The organism is Siccirubricoccus deserti, from assembly GCF_014283215.1.
Taxonomy (GTDB): domain Bacteria; phylum Pseudomonadota; class Alphaproteobacteria; order Acetobacterales; family Acetobacteraceae; genus Siccirubricoccus; species Siccirubricoccus deserti.
The window spans coordinates 53,126-72,423 of sequence record NZ_JACOMF010000012.1 but is presented as its reverse complement, the minus strand read 5'-3'; the positions used below and the strand labels follow the sequence as shown (position 1 = coordinate 72,423).

General features: G+C 69.5%; 18 protein-coding genes. 13 read left to right on the top strand and 5 right to left on the bottom strand.

Annotated elements, in window-relative coordinates:
- Nucleotides 1-60: 60 nt before the first annotated feature.
- The 4 genes from H7965_RS12260 (at nt 61) to H7965_RS12245 (ending at nt 4,419) form a co-directional block, all read left to right on the top strand.
- Nucleotides 61-387, top strand: coding sequence for an NIPSNAP family protein (locus tag H7965_RS12260; RefSeq protein ID WP_186770869.1), 327 nt, complete (start codon nt 61-63; stop codon nt 385-387).
- 60 nt (nt 388-447) lie between these two features.
- Nucleotides 448-1,347 carry an agmatinase gene (speB, locus tag H7965_RS12255; protein ID WP_186770868.1) on the top strand — a complete coding sequence of 300 codons (900 nt, stop codon included), beginning with the start codon at nt 448-450 and terminating at the stop codon, nt 1,345-1,347.
- Nucleotides 1,348-1,714: 367 nt separating this feature from the next.
- Nucleotides 1,715-2,935, top strand: a complete 1,221-nt coding sequence (locus H7965_RS12250; RefSeq protein WP_186770867.1) for a type III PLP-dependent enzyme — start codon at nt 1,715-1,717, stop codon at nt 2,933-2,935.
- Between the two features lie 83 nt (nt 2,936-3,018).
- Nucleotides 3,019-4,419, top strand: a complete 1,401-nt coding sequence (locus tag H7965_RS12245; RefSeq protein ID WP_186770866.1) for a homospermidine synthase — start codon at nt 3,019-3,021, stop codon at nt 4,417-4,419.
- 33 nt (nt 4,420-4,452) lie between these two features.
- On the opposite strand, the gene H7965_RS12240 is transcribed toward H7965_RS12245, so the two are convergent.
- The 3 genes from H7965_RS12240 to H7965_RS12230 form a co-directional block, all read right to left on the bottom strand.
- A complete protein-coding gene (locus H7965_RS12240) occupies nt 4,453-5,586 on the bottom strand; it encodes a zinc-dependent alcohol dehydrogenase family protein (protein WP_186770865.1) in 1,134 nt (377 codons plus the stop codon).
- Nucleotides 5,587-5,598: 12 nt separating this feature from the next.
- Nucleotides 5,599-6,567 carry a Bug family tripartite tricarboxylate transporter substrate binding protein gene (locus H7965_RS12235; RefSeq protein WP_186770864.1) on the bottom strand — a complete coding sequence of 323 codons (969 nt, stop codon included), beginning with the start codon at nt 6,565-6,567 and terminating at the stop codon, nt 5,599-5,601.
- Nucleotides 6,568-6,895: 328 nt separating this feature from the next.
- Nucleotides 6,896-7,858, bottom strand: coding sequence for a Bug family tripartite tricarboxylate transporter substrate binding protein (locus H7965_RS12230; protein ID WP_186770863.1), 963 nt, complete (start codon nt 7,856-7,858; stop codon nt 6,896-6,898).
- A gap of 144 nt (nt 7,859-8,002) precedes the next feature.
- On the opposite strand from H7965_RS12230, the gene H7965_RS12225 reads away from it, so the two are divergent.
- The 7 genes from H7965_RS12225 to H7965_RS12195 all read left to right on the top strand — a co-directional run bounded on the left by H7965_RS12225 (nt 8,003) and on the right by H7965_RS12195 (nt 14,404).
- Nucleotides 8,003-8,239 carry a DUF2795 domain-containing protein gene (locus tag H7965_RS12225; protein WP_186770862.1) on the top strand — a complete coding sequence of 79 codons (237 nt, stop codon included), beginning with the start codon at nt 8,003-8,005 and terminating at the stop codon, nt 8,237-8,239.
- Nucleotides 8,240-8,305: 66 nt separating this feature from the next.
- Nucleotides 8,306-8,872 carry a type 1 glutamine amidotransferase domain-containing protein gene (locus tag H7965_RS12220; protein ID WP_186770861.1) on the top strand — a complete coding sequence of 189 codons (567 nt, stop codon included), beginning with the start codon at nt 8,306-8,308 and terminating at the stop codon, nt 8,870-8,872.
- A gap of 72 nt (nt 8,873-8,944) precedes the next feature.
- The gene (gene ggt / locus H7965_RS12215) at nt 8,945-10,558 is read left to right on the top strand and encodes a gamma-glutamyltransferase (RefSeq protein WP_186770860.1); all 1,614 of its coding nucleotides are present in this window, start codon (nt 8,945-8,947) and stop codon (nt 10,556-10,558) included.
- Between the two features lie 100 nt (nt 10,559-10,658).
- A complete protein-coding gene (locus H7965_RS12210; protein ID WP_186770859.1) occupies nt 10,659-11,576 on the top strand; it encodes an ABC transporter permease in 918 nt (305 codons plus the stop codon).
- Between the two features lie 25 nt (nt 11,577-11,601).
- Nucleotides 11,602-12,426 carry an ABC transporter permease gene (locus H7965_RS12205; RefSeq protein WP_229682588.1) on the top strand — a complete coding sequence of 275 codons (825 nt, stop codon included), beginning with the start codon at nt 11,602-11,604 and terminating at the stop codon, nt 12,424-12,426.
- Nucleotides 12,423-13,442, top strand: a complete 1,020-nt coding sequence (locus tag H7965_RS12200) for an ABC transporter ATP-binding protein (protein ID WP_186770857.1) — start codon at nt 12,423-12,425, stop codon at nt 13,440-13,442. The genes H7965_RS12205 and H7965_RS12200 overlap by 4 nt, the downstream gene beginning before the upstream one ends.
- A complete protein-coding gene (locus tag H7965_RS12195; RefSeq protein WP_186770856.1) occupies nt 13,439-14,404 on the top strand; it encodes an oligopeptide/dipeptide ABC transporter ATP-binding protein in 966 nt (321 codons plus the stop codon). The genes H7965_RS12200 and H7965_RS12195 overlap by 4 nt, the downstream gene beginning before the upstream one ends.
- A gap of 165 nt (nt 14,405-14,569) precedes the next feature.
- Here the strand turns inward: H7965_RS12195 and H7965_RS12190 are convergent, their stop codons facing one another.
- Together H7965_RS12190 and H7965_RS12185 are read right to left on the bottom strand one after the other, a co-directional pair.
- Complete coding sequence (locus tag H7965_RS12190) at nt 14,570-15,214, bottom strand: MBL fold metallo-hydrolase (protein WP_315898689.1); 645 nt, start codon at nt 15,212-15,214, stop codon at nt 14,570-14,572.
- 4 nt (nt 15,215-15,218) lie between these two features.
- Nucleotides 15,219-16,745, bottom strand: a complete 1,527-nt coding sequence (locus H7965_RS12185) for an ABC transporter substrate-binding protein (RefSeq protein ID WP_186770855.1) — start codon at nt 16,743-16,745, stop codon at nt 15,219-15,221.
- A 422-nt stretch (nt 16,746-17,167) separates the two neighbouring features.
- On the opposite strand from H7965_RS12185, the gene H7965_RS12180 reads away from it, so the two are divergent.
- Together H7965_RS12180 and urtA are read left to right on the top strand one after the other, a co-directional pair.
- Complete coding sequence (locus H7965_RS12180) at nt 17,168-17,764, top strand: DMT family transporter (RefSeq protein WP_456308153.1); 597 nt, start codon at nt 17,168-17,170, stop codon at nt 17,762-17,764.
- 247 nt (nt 17,765-18,011) lie between these two features.
- Nucleotides 18,012-19,256 carry an urea ABC transporter substrate-binding protein gene (gene urtA, locus H7965_RS12175; protein WP_186770854.1) on the top strand — a complete coding sequence of 415 codons (1,245 nt, stop codon included), beginning with the start codon at nt 18,012-18,014 and terminating at the stop codon, nt 19,254-19,256.
- Nucleotides 19,257-19,298: the final 42 nt, after the last annotated feature.

Here is a 19,298-nt window from a genome sequence, read left to right as displayed (position 1 = left end):
GCACTATGGCACGCGGGCGGCACGAGCTAGCATGGCCCGCCCAAAGGGAGGGACCGAACCATGATGTATGAGCTGCGCATCTACCACTGCATCCCCGGCCGCCTGCCGGCGCTGCTGGACCGCTTCAACAACATCACCCTGAAGCTGTGGGAAAAGCACGGCATCAAGCAGGCCGGCTTCTGGACCGTGCTGGTCGGCTCCTCGAACCAGGATCTCTACTACCTGCTCGCCTGGGACAGCCTGGCGGACCGCGAGAAGAAGTGGAACACCTTCGCCAGCGATCCGGAATGGCTGGCTGCACGGGCCAAGACCGAGGAAAGCGGCCAGATCGTCGCCTCGGTCGAGAACCTGTTCCTTGCGCCGACCGCCTTCTCCTCGGTGAAGTAGCGTCCGGACATCGGAGAATGCTGCCGCAGATGACCACATCTCCTTACCGCGGCTGAGGCGATGGCCGGCATCCCGACCTTCGCCACCGCGCCAGGCTTCCTCGGCCTGGCGCAGCGGGACGGCACCGCGAGCTATGCGGTGGCCGGCATCCCGCTCGACATCGGCACCACCAACCGGGCCGGCACGCGGGACGGGCCCGGCGCCATCCGCCGGGCCAGCCGCATGCTGGTGGATGGCGTGCACCCGCAGCACTGGACCAACCCGCAGGCCATGGACGTGGCCGATGTGGGGGAATTCGCCATCGCGCTGGGCGACCTCGCCGCCAGCCTCTCGCTTATTGAGCAGCAGGCGGCGCAGCATGCGCATCTGGTGGCGCTGGGCGGCGAGCACAGCATTACCCTGCCGCTGCTGCGCGCCTTGGCGAAGCGGCTGGGCCGGCCGCTCGGCCTGCTGCACTTCGATGCACATCTGGACACCTGGGAAACCAATTTCGGCCAGGCTCTCGCCCATGGCTCGGTGTTCTGGCACGCGCTGAACGAAGGGCTGGTGGATCCCAGGCGGATGATCCAGATCGGCATCCGGTCTCCGGTGGACCGGGAGACCTGGGATTGGACGGTGGCGCAGGGCGTCACCATCATCACCGGCCAGCAGGCCCAGGAAGTGGGGCCGGCGGCACTGGCGGCGCAGGTCACGGCGCTGCTGGGCGACCAGCCCGCCTATCTAACCTTCGATATCGACAGCCTGGACCCTGCCTTCGCCCCGGGTACCGGTACGCCGGAGATCGGCGGCCTGGCCAGTTGGCAGGCGCAGGCCATCCTGCGGCGGCTTGGTGGGGTCGATTTCGTCGGCATGGATGTGGTGGAGGTGGCACCGGCCTACGACCATGCCGAGATCACCGCCCTGGCCGCCGCCACCATGGCGTGGGAGTACCTGGCGCTGCAGGGGCTGCGCAGCCGGTAAGTTTCCGGCTATCTGCAGCTTTCCCCGGGAGCCATGCTGGCAGGGCAGCCTCCCTCCTGAAAAAAAACATAGCAGTTCGCCGCGAAAGCCGCTATTTATCCGGCCGCGCCACCCGCAAGGGCCGCGCTGACGCCATCGCACGTGCCGAGAGCGGGTCCAGGACCCTGCACAGCAACGACGGGACGCGTCCTTTTCGTCCATGCCACCCGCAAGGGTGGGGTCGTGAGGGATTGCCCATGCTGCTCGAACGGTTCGCCGCGATGCGAATTTCCCACCGCATCGTCTGAAGCCCGGGGCCCTGCCCCGCCTGCCTTTTGCCCCGTTGATCGCCGCGCGCCCGCGCGCGGGATGCTGTGAGGATGTCGCCATGAGCCTGCTGCGCGCCCGTACCGCTGTCTCTCCGCTCCGCCGCTTCGATGCGGAGAGCGTCCCGCACGCCTCCTGCGCGACCCCCGCCCTGCCGCGCATCGATGACCTCATCGCCGTCGAGCGGCCGGAGGAGCCGATGCACGCGCTGCGCCCGGCGGTGATCGCCGCCGCCAGCGCCAGCTTCGAGCAGGGCTTCCCGGGCAAGACGCTCTACGCCGTGAAGTGCAACCCGGAGCCCGCCGTGCTGCGTGCGGTCTGGGCTGGGGGGGTGCGGCATTTCGACTGCGCCTCGGCGGGCGAGGTGGCGCTGGTGCGCAGCATGTTCCCGGCGGCGCATATCCACTTCATGCACCCGGTGAAGGCGCGCGGCGCCATCCGTGCCGCCTGGGCGCAGCATGGGGTGCGCGACTTCGTGCTGGATACGGCGGAGGAGCTGGGCAAGATCCTGGCCGAAACCGGTGCGGATGACCGTGGCTTGGTGGTGCGCCTGGCTCTGCCGAAAGGCCGCGCGGTGTACGACCTTTCCGGCAAGTTCGGCGCCGTGCCGGAGGATGCGGTGGCGCTGCTGCGCGCGGCGCGACCGCATGCGGCGCGGCTCGGCGTATCGTTTCATGTCGGCTCGCAATGCCTTGACCCGCTGGCCTGGCGGGAGGCGCTGGCACTGGCCGGGCGGGTGATCCGCGCCGCCGGCGTCGCCATCGACATCGTCGATGTCGGCGGCGGCTTCCCGGTGGCCTATGCGGACACCACACCGCTACCGCTCGGCGCCTTCTTCGCCGAGATCGAGGCGGGGTTCGAAGCGCTGGCGCTGCCGGGTGCAGTGCTGTGGGCCGAGCCTGGCCGGGCGCTGGTGGCGGCCGGCGGCAGCGTCATCATCCAGGTGCAGCAGCGCCGCGGCGATGCGCTGTACGTAAATGACGGCATCTACGGCGCGCTGTCCGATGCCGGGCGGCCCGGCTTCGCCTTCCCGGTGCGGCTGATCCGGCCCGAGGGGGCGGCCGCCGAGGCCCTGCACGGCTTCAGCCTGTTCGGGCCGACCTGCGACAGCGCCGACCACATGGCCGGGCCATTCTTGCTGCCGGAGGATGTGCGGGAGGGCGACTGGATCGAGCTGGGTCAGCTCGGTGCCTATGGCGGCTGCCTGCGCACCGCCTTCAATGGCTTCGACCGGGCAAAGCTGGTCGAGGTCCGGGACGCCCCGCAACTGGCCGGGGCCTGAATTCACCCGAAGTTCATGCCTTGCAGCTCCGCCGGCCGCGTTGGCCGGTGGATACCCCCGCACGTGCCCGAGGAGAGCCTGCCATGATCCATGCCAGCTTCAGCGGCCGCCTTGTCATGCTCGGCTTCGGCAGCATCGGCCAGGGCGTGCTGCCGCTGATCCTGCGGCATATCGCCATGCCGCGCGAGCGCATCACCATCATCACCGCCGAACCCCGCGGCGCCGAGGTGGCGGCCGAGTACGGCATCCGCTTCGTGCAGCAGGCGGTGACACGGGAAAACCTCCGCGTCGTGCTGCTGCCCGAACTGGCGCCCGGAGATTTCCTGCTGAACCTCTCGGTCGATGTCTCCTCCGTCGCGCTGATCGCGCTGGTGCAGGAGATCGGCGCGCTCTACCTCGACACCTGCATTGAGCCCTGGCCCGGCGGCTATACCGACCCGACGCTGACGCCCTCGCAGCGGTCCAATTACGGGCTGCGGGAAAGTGCGCTGGCGCTGCGGGATGGTGTGGCCGGCCGGCCGACAGCGGTGCTGACACATGGCGCCAATCCCGGCCTGGTTTCCCACCTGGTGAAGCAGGCGCTGCTGAACCTGGCGGGGACAGGCGTGGCGGTGCCAGCCGGACGGGAAGGCTGGGCGGCGCTGGCGCAGCAGTTGGGGGTGAAGGTCATCCACATCGCCGAGCGCGATACCCAGGTGGCCAGCCACCCGAAGCAGGTGGGTGAATTCGTCAACACCTGGTCGATCGACGGCTTCGTCGGCGAGGGCTGCCAGCCGGCCGAACTGGGTTGGGGCACGCATGAGAAGGCGCTGCCGCCGGACGGCCACCGCCATGCCTTCGGCTGCGATGCTGCGATCTGGCTGGCACGGCCGGGCGCTTCCACCCGGGTCCGCAGCTGGACCCCACTGGAGGGGCCGTTTCACGGCTTTCTCATCACCCATAACGAGGCGATCTCGCTGGCCGACTACTACACGGTGCGGGATGCGGCGGGGGCGGTGACCTACCGCCCTACCGCGCACTACGCCTACCACCCCTGCGACGATGCGGTGCTGTCGGTGCACGAGATCGCCGGCAAGAACTGGCACATGCAGCCGGCCAAGCGGCTGATGATGGAGGAGATCACCGGCGGCACGGATGAGCTGGGCGTGCTGCTGATGGGCCATGCGAAGGGCGCCTACTGGTTCGGCAGCCGGCTATCCATCGAGCAGGCCCGCGCCCTGGCACCGCACAACAACGCCACGTCGCTGCAGGTGACGGCGGCGGTGCTGGCCGGGCTGGTCTGGGCGATGGAGAACCCGCGCGCCGGCATCATCGAAGCGGACGAGATCGACCACGCCCGCTGCATGGACATCATGCGACCCTACCTGGGCGAGGTGGTCGGCGAATTTTCCGACTGGACGCCGTTGCAGGACCGGGAGGTGCTGTTTTCGGAAGCGCTGGACCGCGAGGACCCTTGGCAGTTCCAGAATTTCCGGGTGGTGTGAGTGTGTTCCCTCCCCCGCTTTGCGGGGGAGGGCCTACCCGTTCGGCCGCAGCACCTGGCGCAGCACCCCGCCATCGGCCAACCGGTCAAAGCCGGCATTGATCTCCGACAGCGGCAGGAAGCCGCTCTTCAGCGAACCCACCGGCAGCTTGCCGCGCTTGTACAGGCCGAGGAAGCGCGGGATGTCACGCTCGGCGATGCAACTGCCCATGTAGCTGCCGAGGATGCTCTTCTCATCCGAGACCAGCCCGGCGTGCATGTAGGAGAATGTCGCCCCCTGCGCCGGCAGCCCGGCGCTGACCACGCTGCCGCCGCGCGCGGTGACGGCATAGGCCAGCTCCATCGCGCGGATATTGCCGGCGGTCTCGATGACGGTGTCGACACCACCATCGGTCGCCGCCTTCACCTGCTCCACCACATCCTTGTCGGTCGCCAGGAAGGTGTCGGTCGCGCCCCATTGCCGGGCGAGGCCCAGCTTCTCCGGGCTGGTGTCGATCGCGATGATCCGCTCCGCCCCGCCGGCCACCGCGGCAAACAGTGCATTCATCCCGACACCGCCGAGACCGAGCACGGCGATGGTGTCGCCGGCCCGCATCCCCGCCGTGTTCAGCACCGCGCCCGCGCCGGTCATCACCGCGCAGCCGAAGATCGCCGCATCCTCGAGCGGGATGGACGGGTCGATCTTCACCATGGAGCGGCGGCCGACCACGGCGTATTGCGCGAACAGCGACAGGCCGCTGCCATGGTTGACCTTCTCCCCGCTCAACCGGCTGATCCGCTTGGCACCCGATAGCAGCGTGCCCGCGGCGCGCGCCGCATTGCCGGCGTTGCAGATGTTCGGCCGCCCGCGCACGCAATTCCGGCACGCGCCGCAGGAGGCGACGAAGACCGTGATGACATGATCGTCCGGCTTGAGGTCGGTGACCCCCTCCCCCACCTCCCGGACGATGCCCGCCCCCTCATGGCCGATGACGACGGGCAGCGGCCGCGGCCGGATCCCCTCGATGGCGGAAAGATCGGAATGGCAGAGGCCGGCCGCCGCCACCTCGATCAGCACCTCGCCCGGGCCGGGGCCTTCAAGCTCCACATCCTCGATCACCAGCGCCTGGCTGGTGGCGTAGGGGCGGGGCTTGCCCTGCTCGAACATGATAGCAGCCTGCATGCGCATGGTTAGACGTCCCTAATCGATGTGGATATTGGCCGTGCGCGCCAGTTCCGTGTTGATGGCGATCTCGCGCGGGATGCGGGCAGCGAAGTCCACCGGCCCCTCACCCTCGACCACGCCGCCGCTCTCCTCGATGCGCCTGACGATGTCGGGGCGCTTCAGCAGGCCCTGCACGTCGCGCACGATGCGGTCGATGATCGGCTGCGGCAGCCCGGCCGGACCCATGAAGCTGTACCAGGGCGAGGTATCGCGGATCTGGATGCCCTGCTCCGCCATGGTCGGCACATCCGGAAAGGAGGGCGTGCGGCGCGGCGCGGCGACGGCGATCGGCCGCAGCTTGCCCTCCCGCGCCAGGGCGATGGCGCCCGACAGGGTCGAGAAGGTGATCGGCACCCGCCCCGCCATCACATCCTGCAGCGCCTGGGTCGCGCCGCGATAGGGCACATGCGTCAGCTCGATGCCGGCGGCGCGCATGAACATCTCCGTCGCGAAGTGGCCGGAGGTGGCGACACCGGAGGTCGCCGCCGCCATGCCCGGCTCGCGCTTCGCCGCCGCGATCACATCCTGCACGTTGCGGTAGGGCTGGTCCGGCCCGGTGAACAGCACCGTGGGCGAGGAGTAGATGATGACGATCGGGGTGAAATCCTTGATCGTGTCATACGGCACCTTGGAGAAGACGGCCGGGTTGGCCGTCAGGGTGCTGGTGGACAGGAACAGGGTGTAACCATCGGGCGCCGACTTCGCCACGGCCTCGGCCGCGATCATCTGCGACGCGCCGGGCCGGTTCTCGATCACCAGCGGCTGGCCCCAAAGATGTTGCAACGGATCCTGCAGGATTCGGGCGGCAAAATCGGTCGGGCCGCCGGCGGAGAAGCCGACCAGCAGACGCACCGGCCGGTCCGGCCAGTTGCCACGGCCCTGGGCCTGGGCCGCCGTCGCCAGCATCGCTCCGGCCCCAATCAACGCACCACGTCGTCCAAGCATACGCTCTCTACCCTTTTCGCGCGGCATCATTTGCCCCGTTGCGAGGCGAGACATCCGCCGTGCGGTGCGGTGCGTCAAGCGAAGGACAGGAGGATGATGGGCGGGGCGCAAGTATGGTCTATTTCGCGTCAAGCATGAGGGCGCGGGGAGTTACAACGGCCCGGCGCCGACCTGGGCCCGCAGGGCCACCGGGCCAGGCTGCGGGCGCCCATGGGGATGCGCCACGGCGCTGGCCCGGCGGGTCTAGGGCGGATCGCGCTCCGTCTTACCGCCAGACCGCTGTAGGCCGTTGTTTGCGGAGGACATTCACGCTCCTCCGCAGTCCATCCTAGTCGATGTGAATGTTGGCGGCGCGCGCCACTTCGGTGTTGATGGCGATCTCGCGCGGGATGCGGGCGCGGAATTCGGCGGGGCCCTCGCCTTCCACGTTGCCGCCGCTCTCCTCGATGCGCTTGATGATGTCGGGACGCTTCAGCAGCCCCTGCACGTCGCGCACGATGCGGTCGATGATCGGCTGCGGCAGCCCGGCCGGCGCGACGAAGCTGTACCAGGGCGAGGTGTCGCGGATCTCGATGCCCTGCTCCGCCATGGTCGGCACATCCGGGAAGGACGGCGTGCGGCGCGGCGCGGCGACGGCGATCGGCCGCAGCTTGCCCTCCCGCGCCAGGCCGATGGCGCCCGACAGGGTGGAGAAGGTGATCGGCACCCGCCCGCCCATCACGTCCTGCAGCGCCGGCACCGCGCCGCGATAGGGCACATGCGTCAGTTCGATGCCGGCGGCGCGCATGAACATCTCGGTCGCGAAGTGGCCGGAGGTGGCGACACCGGAGGTCGCCGCCGCCATGCCCGGCTGGCGCTTCGCCGCTTCCACCACCTCCCGCACGTTGCGGTAGGGCTGGTCCGGCCCGGTGAACAGCACCGTGGGCGAGGAGTAGATGATGACGATCGGGGTGAAGTCGCGCAGCGTGTCATAGGGCAGCCGGGCGAAGACCGCCGGATTGCTCGTCAGGTTGCTGGTGCAGAGCATCAGCGTGTAGCCATCGGGCGGGGATTTCACCACCGCTTCGGCGGCGATCATCTGCGACGCGCCGGGCCGGTTCTCGATCACGAGCGGCTGGCCCCAGAGCTGCTGCAACGGCTCCTGCAGGATGCGCGCGGCGAAATCGGTCGGCCCGCCGGCAGGGAAGCCGACGAGGAGGCGGATCGGCCTGTCCGGCCAGGCACCCTGGGCTTGCGCCGCCGTCGCCAGCATCGCCCCCGCCCCGATCAACGCCCCGCGTCGTCCCAGCATGGTCTTCCCCCCGTTCTGTCCGGCGCCGATTCCGGGCCGCTTGCCCGAACGATCCGATGTGCGACGCGGCGCGTCAAGCGAACGGCAGCGGGGCAACCGTCCTCGCCCGCCGCCGTTCTGCGGCGCGTAGGACGGGAGATACTCATGACCAGAGGCCTCGGTGGGCATTCGCCCGCCAATGTCACGCATCACCTGAAGGGCATCCATTTCCCGGCCAAGAAGAAGGATCTGGTGCAGCAGGCGAAGCGGAACGGCGCCGAACAGGACGTCATGGAGGTGATCAACGCCATTCCGGACCAGGAATTCGCCAGCATCGCCGATGTCATGAAGGCAGTCGGCGGGGTGGAGCGCGGCGAATCCGGGCCCAACGCGGAGCGCTGATGGCCCGGACCGGCGCAAGGCATCCAGATGCCGGCGCAACTGCCCACCACCGGATGGGAGATGAGGATGGCGGATGAACTGAAGGGCTGCACGGTTGCGGTGTTGGCGACCGATGGGGTCGAACAGGTGGAGCTTACCGAGCCGGTGAAGGCCCTGAAGCAGGCCGGCGCCGAGGTGCATGTGGTGGCACCGAAATCCGGCACGATCCAGGGCTGGAACCACTTCGACAAGGCCGATCCGATCCCGGTGGACCGGGCACTCGACCAGACGGACCCGGCGCATTACGCCGCGCTGCTGCTGCCGGGCGGCGTGATCAATCCGGATCAGCTCCGGCTGGTGCCGCGGGCGATCGACTTCATTCGGCATTTCGTCGAGCAGAAGAAGCCGATCGCGGCGATCTGCCACGGTCCCTGGACGCTGATCAACGCCGGCGGGGTGAATGGCAAGCGGATGACCAGCTGGCCCTCGCTGTGGCAGGACCTGACCAACGCCGGGGCGCAATGGGTGGATGAGGAGGTGGTCACCGACAATGGCCTCGTCACCTCTCGCAAGCCGGACGACATCCCGGCATTCATCCGCAAGATGACCGAGGAATTCCGCGAGGGGCGCCACACCGGGCGACCTCGGGGATAGCAGGCCACCGAGTAGGCCTTCCCGCGCGGCACCGGGCGTGCTGACCTTGGCGCTGCATTCAGGGAGGTCGCCATGCATCCGGCGTTGCGCAGCCACCGGCCGCTGATCATGGGCCGGCGTGGCGCGGTGGCCAGCAATCATCCGGTCGCCACCAAGGCGGGGCTGGATGTGCTGGGGGCCGGCGGCAATGCGATGGATGCCGCCATCGCCGTCTCGCTGGCGCTCGGGGTGGTCGAGCCGCATATGTCGGGCATCGGCGGCGACGGCTTCTTCCACCTGCACCTGGCCAACGGCGCGCCGGTCTGCATCAATGCCACCGGCGCCGCCCCGGCCGCGGCGACGCCGGAACGCTACCGCGCCGCTGGCGGCATTCCGGTGCAGGGGCCGCTCAGCGCGCAGACGCCGGGACTGCTGGCCGGGCTGGCGCTGCTGCATGCGCGGCACGCCTCCCTGCCCTGGGCCCGGCTGGTGGCGCCGGCCATCGAGGCGGCGCGGGACGGCTTCGCCAGCACCCACACCTACCGGCATTTCGCGGAAGAGAACCGCGCCCGGCTGAAGCCCGATGCCGCCAGCCGCGCCCGCTTCCTCGGCCCGGATGGGGCGGCACCACCGCTCGGCGGGCTGGTGGTGCAGCCGGAGCTGGCGGAGACGCTGGCGGCCATCGCCGCCGAGGGCGCGGCGGGGTTCTACCAGGGTGCGCTGGCCCGGCGCCTCGCCGCCGGCATCGCCGCCGCCGGCGGGCTGGTCGCCGAGGCCGATCTCGCCGGCTGCATGGCGGAGGAGCAGGCGCCGATCAGCGTGCCCTACCGCGGCTTCACCCTGCGCCAGACCCCGCCGAATTCCACTGGCTTCACCTTCCTGCAGATGCTGCGCATCCTGGAGAACTTCGACCTCGCCGGGCTGGACCGGGACAGCGCGGCGCTGATCCATCTGATGGTCGAGGCGAAGAAACGTGCCTTCCTCGACCGCGAATCCCATGGCGCCGATCCGCGCGGCGCCGACATTCCGCTGGACCGGCTGCTGTCGGCCGAGCATGCGGCGGCGCAGGCCGCGCTGATCGACCCGAAGCGCGCCGCCTCCCTGCCGGTGCGCGCCATGGGGGAGGGCGACACCACCTATTTCTGCGTGGTCGATGCCGCGGGGAATGTCGTCTCCGCCATCCAGTCGCTGAACTCCGCCTTCGGCAGCGGCGTGACGGCGGGCGATACCGGCGTGCTGCTGAACAACCGCATGGCCTACTGGCACCTGAACCCAGGCCACGCCAACCTGCTGCGGCCGGGGATGCGGGTGCGGCACACCATGAACGCGCCGATCGTGCTGAAGGATGGCCGACCCTGGGCGGTGTTCGGCACGCCGGGCGCCGACAACCAGGTGCAGGTCAACATGCAGGTGCTGGTGGCAATGGCCGAGTTCGGCCTTGACCCGCAGCAGGCGCTGGAGGCACCGCGCTGGACCAGCAGCCAGCCTGGCCAGGCCGCCAACTACCCGCATGGCGGTGATGCGGTGCTGACGCTGGAGGAAGGCCTGGCCGAGGCGGCGCCGGCGCTGACGGCGCTCGGCCATCAGGTGCGGATCGTGCCGCCGCTGGAAGGCCCGTGCAGTGTCGAGGCGATCCGGCTGCTGGAGAATGGCGTGCGCATGGCGGCCAGCGACCCGCGGCGGGATGGCTGGGCGGCCGCCTGGTAGGCGCTTGCCGCGCCGCAGCATCCCCCTTGGCTGTGTTGAGCCGGTGATTCACGCCCGGGGTGGTTCCACCCAGGGCGATCGCAGGCTAGCGTAATCGGCGATGCTGCGCTTCGCCCTGCGCCGGCTGGCGGTCGCCCTGCTGGTCGCGCTCACTGTCATGACGCTGAGCTTCCTGCTCACGCGGCTGTCAGGCGACCTTGCGATCTCCATCGCCGGGGCCGGCGCGACGCCGGAGGATGTCGCCATCATCCGCCGCGCCTATGGGCTGGACCGGCCGCTGGTGGCGCAATTCCTCGACTGGGCCGGCCGCGCCGCGGTGGGCGACTTCGGCGACAGCTACTTCTTCAAGGCGCGCGTCTCGACCCTGATCGCCGAGCGCATGCCGGTCACCCTGACCCTGGGCCTGACCGGGCTGGCGATCGCGCTGGCGGTTTCCATCCCGCTCGGCATCCTGGCGGCGGTGCGGGAGGCCAGTTGGGTGGACCGGCTGGTGCAGCTGGTGGCGATGGTCGGCCAGGCGATGCCAAGCTTCTGGCTGGGGCTGATCCTGATGATCACCTTCGGCCTCAGGCTCGGCTGGCTGCCGATCTCCGGCACCGGGAGCTGGGAGCATTACGTCATGCCGGGCGTGGTCCTGGCCTTCTCGGCGATTCCGGCACTAACCCGGCTGACCCGCAGCGGCATGATCCAGGCGCTGGGGTCCGACTACATCCGCACCGCCCGGGCCAAGGGGCTGTCGCGCCTTTCCATCCTCGGCAAGCACGCGCTGCGCAACGCCGCGATCCCGGTGGTCTCCATCGCCGCGGTGCAGCTTGGCTTCATGCTCGGCGGCTCGATCGTCATCGAGACGGTGTTCGCGCTGCACGGCGTCGGCTTCCTGGCCTGGGAGAGCATCAGCAAGAACGACTTCCCTGTGGTGCAGGCGGTGGTGCTGGTGCTGGCGCTGATCTACATCGCGCTGACCATGGCGGCGGACCTGCTGAATGGACTGCTGGATCCCAGGTTGCGCGCCGCATGAGCGCCATGATGCGACTGCGCGCCGCATGAGGCAGGCCGGGCTTGTGCTGGGCGGCGTCATCGTCGGCATCGCGCTGCTCTGCGCCATCCTGGCGCCCTGGATCGTGCCGCACGATCCCTTCCTGCAGAACCTCGACAACCGCCTGGCGGTGCCGTTCTGGATGGAGGGCAGCAACCCCGCGCATCTGCTCGGCACCGACCAGCTTGGCCGGGACTATCTCTCCCGCCTCGTCCATGGTGCGCGCATCTCGATGCTGATCGGGGTGCTGACAGTGGTGGCCTCCGGGCTGATCGGCACTACCCTCGGCGTGCTGGGCGGCTTCTTCGGCGGGCGGGTGGATGATGCCGTGCTGTTCGCCATCACCTGCCGGCTGGCGATTCCGGTGGTGCTGGTGGCGCTGGCCGTGGTCGGCCTGCTGGGGTCGAGCCTGACCCTGGTGATCCTGGTGCTCGGCCTGCTGCTGTGGGACCGCTTCGCGGTCGTGGCGCGGTCCACCACCATGCAGCTGCGCAACCTGGATTACGTCGCCGCGGCCTGGTCCGCCGGCGTCTCCACACCGGGGATCCTGCTGAAGGAAATACTGCCCAACATCGCCAGCCATCTTGCCGTGGTGGCGACCTTGGAGATGGCGCTGGCGATCCTGCTGGAGGCGGCGCTGAGCTTCCTTGGCCTCGGCGTGCCGCCGCCGCTGCCCTCCTGGGGGCTGATGATCGCCGAGGGCAAGGACTACATGTTCTTCTCCCCCTGGGTGATCTTCATCCCTGGCGTCACCCTCTTCATCGTGGTGCTCGGCATCAACCTGCTGGGCGACGGGCTGCGCGATCTGCTGGGCGCGGGCGACACACGATGAGCACGTCGGATCGCGGAGCGCCGCCAGCGCGCAGCCCGAATCCGCCACGCCAATCCCCTCCGCTGCTGGAAATCGAGGAGCTGCGCGTCACCTTCGGCCGGACCGCGGCGGTGCGCGGCGCCTCCTTCAGCCTGGAGAAGGGCGAGACGCATTGCGTGGTCGGCGAGAGCGGCTGCGGCAAGTCGGTCACCGCGCTGGCAGTCATGGGACTGCTGGCGCGCGGCGCGAGGCGGGAGGCGGCGCGGCTGGAATTCGCCGGGCAGGACCTGCGTGCCCTGTCCGAGCGCCAGCTGTCGGCGCTGCGCGGCGACCGCATGGCGATGATCTTCCAGGAACCGATGACCAGCCTGAACCCTGCCTATACCGTGGGATCGCAGATGGCGGAGGTATTCACCCGGCACCGCGGCGGCAGCCGGCGCGCGGCGCTGGACCGCGCCGCCGACCTGCTCGCCCGCGTCGGCATCACCGCGCCGGGCATGCGGCTTGGCCAGTTCCCGCATCAGCTCTCGGGTGGCCTGCGGCAGCGGGTGATGATCGCCATGGCGCTGATGTGCGACCCTGAATTGCTGATCGCCGACGAACCGACCACGGCGCTCGACGTGACGGTGCAGGCGCAGATCCTGCGGCTGCTGGCGGAGCTGCAGCGCGACCTCGGCCTCGGCATCCTGCTGATCACCCATGACCTCGGCATTGTCGCCCGCATCGCCGACCGGGTCAGCGTCATGTACGCCGGGGAGGTGGTGGAGAGCGCCCCCACCGCCGCGCTCTTCGCCGCGCCGTCGCACCCCTATACCCGCGGGCTGCTGGCCTGCGTGCCGGTGCCGGGCAAGGTGAAGCGGGAGGAAGCGCTTGGCAGCATCCCCGGCATGGTGCCGCGCATCCCGCCCGGCTTCACCGGCTGCGCCTTCCGCGACCGCTGCGACCATGCCGCGCCCGAATGCGCCGGCGCGGTGCCACGGCAGCAGGCCGGCGCACATGAGGTGCTCTGCCGCCTGCCGCCCGGCTGGGCCGCATGACGCCGGCGATCGAGGTGCGCGGGCTGTGCCGCAGCTTTCGCCAGCGCGGCGGGCTGCTCGGGCAGGACCGCACAGTGGTCGCGGTCGACGACGTCTCTTTCACCCTGGCAGGCGGCGGCGTGCTCGGCGTGGTCGGCGAGAGCGGCTGCGGCAAGTCGACCCTGGCGCGGATCATCCTTGGCCTGCTGCCGCCGACGGCCGGGGAGGTGCTGGTGGAAGGCCGGCGGCTTGCCGCGATGGACCGCCGCGCCCGCGCCCGGCTGATCCAGCCGGTGTTCCAGGACCCCTTCGCCTCGCTCAATCCGCGCCGGCGGATCCGCGACATCGTTGCGATGCCGCTGGTGGCGCAAGGCGACATTCCCGCCCGCCAGGTTGCCGACCGCGCCGCCGAGATGCTGGCCCGCGTCGGCCTTTCCGCCGAGCAGGCCGAGCGCTACCCGGCGCAGCTTTCCGGAGGCCAGCGCCAGCGGGTGGCAATCGCCCGCGCCCTGGTGCTGCGTCCGCGCATCGTCATCTGCGACGAGCCGACCAGCGCGCTGGATGTCTCGGTGCAGGCCCAGATCCTGAACCTGCTGGCGGAGCTTCGGCGGGAGCTGAACCTCACCTACCTCTTCATCAGCCATAATCTGGCGGTGGTGGAACATGTGGCGACCGAGGTGGCGGTGATGTACCTCGGCCGTATCGTCGAGCGGGCCACCGCGGATGCGCTGTTCCGGGCGCCGCAGCACCCCTACACCAAGGCCCTGCTGGCCAGCGTGCTGACGCCGGAGCCAGGGCTTGGCGTGCCGGATGTCGGCCTCGGCGAGACGCTGCCGGACCCGGCGAATATCCCGCCCGCCTGCCGCTTCCACCCGCGCTGCCCGGTGGCCGAGCCGCGCTGCGCCACCACCACGCCGCACGCCATCATGACCGCCGGCGGCGCCGCCGAATGCCTGCTGCTGGAAGGCGCCGGGAAACCGTAGCGCGCGGTGAACCCGCGGACGGCCCGCGCATTCTTTCGAATGCGCAGGAGGCAGCCAGCATGACGACCACCATTCTTATCCTGGTCCTGGTGGTGGGGCTCCTTGCCCTGGTGCTGGTCAACCGGCTGGAATTCCGCAGCGTCTTCCGCCGCCGCCGCGGCCCACCTACTCGCCCCTGAGGAACGGGTTCCGCTGCCGCTCATGGCCGAAATTCGAGCCAGGGCCATGGCCGCAGAGAAAGCTGATGTCATCGCCCAGCGGCAGCAGCTTGCCGTGGATCGCCGCCAGCAGCGCGGCATGGTCGCCATAGGGGAAATCGGTCCGGCCGACCGAGCCGCGGAACAGCACGTCGCCGACCAGCGCCACCCGCAGCGTGGTGGAGACGAACACCACATGCCCCGGCGTGTGTCCGGGGCAATGCAGCACCGCGAATTCCTCCGCGCCGATGGTGACGCTGTCGCCCTCCACCAGCCACTGGTCCGGGGTCACGTCGCGCGACTGCAGCCCGTATTTCGCCCCCTGCGCCGCCAACCCATCGAGCAGGAATTGGTCGCGCACATCCGGGCCGATGATCGGCGGCGCATCCGGCAATGCCGCCTTCAGCTCGGCCGCGCCGCCGGCATGGTCCATATGGCCATGGGTCAGCAGGATGCGCTCGACGCTCAGCTTCAGCTCACCGATGGCGGTGAGGATGCGGTCCACCTCGCCGCCCGGGTCGACCACGACCCCCTTGCCCGTCGTCTCCTCCCACAGCAGGGCGCAATTCTGCTCGAAGGGTGTGACCGGGATGACGGCGGCCTTCAGTGCCATGGGACTATTTCCATTTCGCCAGATAGAAGCGCGGCAGCTCATCGCGATAGGGCTTGAAGTCAAGCTGCCGGCTGTGGCCGTAGATGGTGACGTAGGTGTGCAGCGGCAGCCAGTAGGCGTTCTCCGTGGCACGGCGAATCGCCGCGCTGTAGGCGGTCTTGCGCTCTTCCTCATCGGTGGTCGAGCCACCGCGGGCGATCAGCGCCTGCAACTCCGGGTCGCGGGCGTAATCGTCCGAGCCACCGCCGAACATCACCGGCAGGATGGCGGAGACGTCGTTCACCGAATAGCTGCCCCAGCTGCCCATATACAGCGGATTGCGGCCTTCCCAGGCGCGCTGCACCGCAGCCGCCACCTGCATCTGGTTGACCCGCGCGCGGATGCCGACAGCGGCGAGGTAGCTCTGCACCGAGGCCGTCCATTGCGGGGTGACATAGCTGACCATCTCGATCTCGAAGCCATTGGCGAAGCCGGCTTCCGCCAGCAGCGCCTTGGCCTTCGCCGGGTTGTAGTCGTACAGCACCGCGGCGGCGCCATCGCAGCCGAACTGACTGGGGTAGCAGGGCGCCGGCGGCACGCGGGATCCGCCGGTGATCAGCCGGTTGGCGATCGTCTCGCGGTCGATCGCATGCCAGATCGCCTGGCGGACCTTGAGATTGGTCAGCGGGTTGCCGGCGCCGCTGCGCCCCGCCGCATCGATCGAGAGATAGCCGACGCGCATCGATTCCTGACGCACCGCCTGCACGCTCGGCAGCCGGTTGATGTTGTCGAACTGGTCGGGATTGACGTTCCAGATCCAGTCGGCGCGGCCAGAGAGCAGCTCGGTCATCTCGGTCGTCGGATCCGGCACGAAGCGGACGTTGAGCTTCCGGATCGCCGGGCGGCCCTTCGGGCTGCCGCCCCAGTACTGGTCGAAGCGTTCGTACTCCACCGCCGCGCCGGGCTCGAAGCGGGTAATGCGGTAGGGGCCGGAGCCAATGGGCGCCTTCGCGTAGCCCTCTGGCCCAACTCGCTGGCGATAGGCCGCGGGGTACATCGGGATCACCAGCGCGAAATACTCCAGCGCCGCCGGGGTCGGCTGCCTGAGGGTCACCCGCACCTTGAAGTCGTCGACCTTCTCGGCGCCGGCGATCCAGGAGTAGTTGCTCGGCGTGGCCACCCGGCTGTCCGGGTTGCAAGCCAGGTTGAGCGTGTAGACCACGTCATCGGCCGAGAAGGCGCTGCCATCGTGGAAGGTGACGCCGCGGCGCAGGGTGAACTCGAGTTGCTTGGGGTCCACCCAGCGCCATTCGGTGGCCAGCAGCGGTTTCAGCTCGAAGGTTTCGGGGTCGCGGTGGACCAGCGTGTCCCAGCCCTGGTGCGCCTGCACCAGCCCGGTACGCAGCGAGTTGTAGTAGGGGTCGATGTTCGGCAGGGCGAAGCGGTCAACGATACGCACCGTATCCTGCGCCTTCTGGGCCCGCGCCCCGGACCCCGTCAGCAACCCCGCCGTGGTGCTGGCCCCGGTCAGCAGCAAATTGCGTCGCAGCATCTCTCGTCCTCCGTCCCCGCGGCGACGGTAGGCAACCGCCAGGATCGCGGCAAGCGGGCTGGACGCGCCAGCGGCAGCACCGCACCCTGCCCGGATGCCGGACTCCTCGCCTGCGCCCACCGCCAGCGGCGCCCTGCCGCTCACGGCCATTGCCCTGATGCTGCTGCTCTGCCTGGTATGGGGGTTGAACCTGGTGGCGATGAAGCTGGCGGCGGCGGGGATTCCGCCGGTGCTGCAGGCCGGACTGCGTAGCCTGGTGGGGGGGCGCGGCGCTTTATGGCTGGTGCCGCTGGCGCGGGCTGCGCTTCGGCGACTGGCGGCACAATGGCTCGCTGGCGCCGGGGCTGCTGGCGGGCGTTCTCTTCGCGCTGGAGTTCATCGCGCTGTTCATCGGCGTCGACCTGACCACCGCCTCGCGCGCCGTGGTGTTCCTCTATGGCGCGCCCTTCTTCGTGGCGCTCGGCGCGCACTGGCTGATCCCGGAGGACCGGCTGACGCGGGCCAAGGCCGGCGGCTTGCTGGTCGCCTTTACCGGGCTGCTGCTGGCCTTCGCCGAGGGGCTGCAGGCGCCGGCCGGGCCGGATGCGCTGGCCGGCGATGCGCTGTGCCTTTTCGGCGGGGCGATGTGGGGGGCGACGACGGTGCTGGTGAAGGCCAGCCGGCTGCGCCGGGCGCCGCCGCAATCGATGCTGCTGTACCAGCTCGGTGTCTCGGCGCCGCTGCTGCTGCTGGCCTCGCCGCTGCTGGGCGAGGCGTGGCGGATCGAGCCGACGCCGCTGGTGCTGGGCGCCTTCCTCTACCAGGCGCTGGGGATCGCCGGCATCAGCTACGCGGCCTGGTTCTGGTTGGTGTCGCGCCATTCGGCGTCGCGGCTGGCGGCGTTCAGCGTGCTGACGCCGATTTTCGGCGTGCTCGCCGGGGCGGTGATCATGGGCGATGCGCTGGGGCCGCTGTTCGGCGTGGCGGTGCTGCTGGTGGCGGCCGGGCTCTGGCTGGTGAACCGGCCGGCGCGCGGCTGAAGCTCCGGCGAGTTCGGGGTGCCCAGGCCGCGCCGATAGGAGAATTCTAGCGGCTGCCTCGGCGTAACGCAGCATTTGGCTGCAAATCTACCCATTTGCACAACACGTGTGCAGAAGCGCTTTCCTTTCCTGCGATCAAGCACCGGCTCGGGCTGGCACGCATCTCGCAAAGCCATGGCGCATCCCGACACCCCGCAGGGGGTGAGGCGGCTGCTTCGCCGCCAAGGCCAGACAGGAAGGAACGCCGATGTCCGCGACCACCCCCCTCTTAACCCGCCGCCTGGCGCTGGCCGGGCTGGGCGCCGCGCTGGCCGCCCCGGCCTTCCGCCCTTCCTTCGCCCAGGCTGCCCCGATCAAGATCGGCGTGCTGCATTCCCTGTCGGGCACCATGGCGATCAGCGAGACCGCGCTGCGCGACACGGTGCTGATGATGGTCGAATGGGCCAACAGCCGCGGCGGCGTGCTTGGCCGGCGGCTGGAAGCGGTGGTGGTCGATCCCGCCTCCAACTGGCCGCTGTTTGCCGAAAAGGCGCGGGAGCTGCTGCAGGTCCACAAGGTGGACGTCACTTTCGGCTGCTGGACCAGCGTCTCCCGCAAATCCGTGCTGCCGGTGTTCGAGGAGCTGAACGGCCTGCTGTTCTACCCGGTGCAGTATGAGGGCGAGGAAGAGAGCAAGAACATCTTCTACACCGGCGCCGCGCCGAACCAGCAGGCGATCCCGGCGGTCGAGTACCTGATGTCGGAGGATGGCGGCGCGGCCAGGCGCATCGCCCTGCTCGGCACCGATTATGTCTATCCGCGCACCACCAACCGCATCCTGCGCGGCTTCCTCAACTCCAAGGGCATCACCAATGCCGACATCATGGAGGAATACACCCCCTTCGGGCACAGCGACTGGCAGGGCATCGTCGCCCGGGTGAAGCGCTTCGCCGGCGAGGGCAAGAAGACCGCCATCGTCTCCACCATCAACGGCGACGCCAACGTTCCCTTCTACCGCGAGCTGGGCAACCAGGGGATCAAGGCGGAGGACATCCCCTGCGTTGCCTTCAGCGTGGGCGAGGAGGAGCTGGCCGGCATCGATACCAAGCCGCTGGTCGGCCATCTGGCGGCGTGGAACTACTTCATGTCGAGCCCCGGCGCGGCGAACACCGAGTTCAAGCAACTCTGGCAGGCCTACATCAAGAACCCGAAGCGCGTCACCAACGACCCGATGGAGGCCACCTACACGGGCTTCAGGATGTGGATGCAGGCGGCCGCCAAGGCCGGCACCACCGCGGTGGATGCGGTGACGCCGGCGCTGATCGGCCAGAAGCTGATGGCGCCCTGCGGCTATGAGGAGGAGATGCTGCCGAACCATCACCTCTCCAAGCCGGTGCTGATCGGCGAGGTCGAGGCGAACGGCCAGTTCAACATCGTCTGGAAGACGCCGAACGCGGTGAAGGCCGAGAATTGGTCGCCCTTCATTCCCGAGAACGCGAACCGCCGCCGGTAGCAGAAGGACCAGCGCGGCGCCGGGGTCACGCCCGGCGCCGCG

Coding starts and splice junctions, on each gene's coding strand:
- H7965_RS12210 (WP_186770859.1), top strand. CDS start 10,659: ATGCTGCGCTTCGCCCTGCGCCGGCTGGCGGTCGCCCTGCTGGTCGCG.
- H7965_RS12260 (WP_186770869.1), top strand. CDS start 61: ATGATGTATGAGCTGCGCATCTACCACTGCATCCCCGGCCGCCTGCCG.
- H7965_RS12225 (WP_186770862.1), top strand. CDS start 8,003: ATGACCAGAGGCCTCGGTGGGCATTCGCCCGCCAATGTCACGCATCAC.
- urtA (WP_186770854.1), top strand. CDS start 18,012: ATGTCCGCGACCACCCCCCTCTTAACCCGCCGCCTGGCGCTGGCCGGG.
- H7965_RS12245 (WP_186770866.1), top strand. CDS start 3,019: ATGATCCATGCCAGCTTCAGCGGCCGCCTTGTCATGCTCGGCTTCGGC.
- H7965_RS12205 (WP_229682588.1), top strand. CDS start 11,602: ATGAGGCAGGCCGGGCTTGTGCTGGGCGGCGTCATCGTCGGCATCGCG.
- H7965_RS12220 (WP_186770861.1), top strand. CDS start 8,306: ATGGCGGATGAACTGAAGGGCTGCACGGTTGCGGTGTTGGCGACCGAT.
- H7965_RS12190 (WP_315898689.1), bottom strand. CDS start 15,214: ATGGCACTGAAGGCCGCCGTCATCCCGGTCACACCCTTCGAGCAGAAT.
- H7965_RS12200 (WP_186770857.1), top strand. CDS start 12,423: ATGAGCACGTCGGATCGCGGAGCGCCGCCAGCGCGCAGCCCGAATCCG.
- ggt (WP_186770860.1), top strand. CDS start 8,945: ATGCATCCGGCGTTGCGCAGCCACCGGCCGCTGATCATGGGCCGGCGT.
- H7965_RS12250 (WP_186770867.1), top strand. CDS start 1,715: ATGAGCCTGCTGCGCGCCCGTACCGCTGTCTCTCCGCTCCGCCGCTTC.
- H7965_RS12235 (WP_186770864.1), bottom strand. CDS start 6,567: ATGCTTGGACGACGTGGTGCGTTGATTGGGGCCGGAGCGATGCTGGCG.
- H7965_RS12185 (WP_186770855.1), bottom strand. CDS start 16,745: ATGCTGCGACGCAATTTGCTGCTGACCGGGGCCAGCACCACGGCGGGG.
- H7965_RS12195 (WP_186770856.1), top strand. CDS start 13,439: ATGACGCCGGCGATCGAGGTGCGCGGGCTGTGCCGCAGCTTTCGCCAG.
- H7965_RS12240 (WP_186770865.1), bottom strand. CDS start 5,586: ATGCGCATGCAGGCTGCTATCATGTTCGAGCAGGGCAAGCCCCGCCCC.
- speB (WP_186770868.1), top strand. CDS start 448: ATGGCCGGCATCCCGACCTTCGCCACCGCGCCAGGCTTCCTCGGCCTG.
- H7965_RS12230 (WP_186770863.1), bottom strand. CDS start 7,858: ATGCTGGGACGACGCGGGGCGTTGATCGGGGCGGGGGCGATGCTGGCG.